1 protein-coding gene is annotated in these 1,374 nt (G+C 53.3%); it reads right to left on the bottom strand.

Translation table 11 applies throughout. The features are described from left to right. Positions 1 to 735 precede the first annotated feature (735 nt). Positions 736 to 1,029: a hypothetical protein gene (locus NZK35_RS33920; protein ID WP_259636964.1), complete on the bottom strand. Its 294-nt coding sequence runs from the start codon at positions 1,027 to 1,029 to the stop codon at positions 736 to 738. Positions 1,030 to 1,374: the final 345 nt, after the last annotated feature.

Genomic DNA, 1,374 nt, shown 5'->3' on the forward strand with positions numbered 1-1,374 from the left:
TCGGTTAGCAGCGCGAACGTAAAGGATCACGCGGTCGCCGCGAGTGATCCTCCACTTCAAAAACCACGACTCGGCGACTCGTCGTGCATCCGCTTGTTATCGCAAAAAGCAGGCTACTAGCACTGGTAGGATCTGGCGTCACTCGTCGCTGTCAGGCCCCATTGGTTCTCGACGGCATGAAGAAATCCATCCTGAGATTCAGTCCCAATTCGGTACACCGAAACGTCGTGCACCCCACCATTACGGAGATCGAGTTTAACGTATCGCTCCCCTTCCATTGACCACCGCGATACGTAGCATCGGATTCCCACAACGTCTGCTCGTTGGATCTCATCAATCAGCTCGCCATTTCGATAGTATCGTATGGAGTTTTGGCCAATCTCAATCGTCCAAACTCGAGGCCAAATCAGAGTGACAAAGTACTGAAGCCAAACGCCGATGGTTAGCGTAAGTGTCACAATCCAGAATGGCCCTAGATCCTGATCAGCTAACAGCAGGGCGCAGATCATTGCTGAAGCGATTGCCGTGCCGAACAATGCATAAAACAGCTTGTCATCGTTTGACGACTTCGTGAAGCGTTTAACTTCCATTTGTTTGCGATAACGGTGCGGTTCAGCGGGCGGCGGCGAACGACTCAGCCACTGCGAAAACGGCGACCACCGCCGCTCCGTTGCAACCGATGGTTCGCCGCGTCTTTGGACTCTCTGACGAAACCCACAGGTACGGTATCCAGCTTTACGAGAAAAACAAACCCAGAGCCACAACGAATGTGATTGCCTCGCGGTAGGCGATCACACGAATACTGAATATATCCACGACAAGTCGATTCCAGATTTCCCGAGCAAAGTACGCAGCCACAAACATCATCACGAGGAATCGCACGAAATCAACCAGTGACGTCATGACGATACCCGTGAATGGAACGTCTTTTCCGGCATCCGAAAGTGCGAATTTAAGCACACCAATCGCAGCTGAGTACAGGATGAGCAGGGCATTAAACGAGGTAGTGATTTCCGGCTTTCGTTTCATTCGTCAATCGCGAAGCAAAGGTCATGGGGTGAGCGGTCTAGTTGTATTCGCCTGTGCTAGTGTCGGCGAACGTCCACCGTTCACCGCGGCACGGCGAACGACATTGTATTTTCGATTGACGCCGACTCCGTGCCTGCGTGTGCAACGGATGGTTCGCGCGTCCGGCCACGACGACGGCACGTGCCATCGCCGCTCTGTGCTACTGTACTCGATCGGAATCGCGAAGGGAAATTCAGCGTCCTAATCAGCGGCCGGCACGTCAGGCGTTGGTCTGTCTTGAATCGTACTTGTACTCGTACTCAGCATTGCGGTACTCGTACTCGAATCGACAGGCGTCGGTTTGTC

Origin of the sequence: Stieleria sedimenti (assembly GCF_025060895.1) — a bacterium.
Lineage (GTDB): Bacteria > Planctomycetota > Planctomycetia > Pirellulales > Pirellulaceae > Stieleria > Stieleria sedimenti.

Excerpts from the sequence above, each read along its gene's own strand:
- NZK35_RS33920 (WP_259636964.1), bottom strand. The coding sequence starts at position 1,029 with ATGAAACGAAAGCCGGAAATCACTACCTCGTTTAATGCCCTGCTCATC.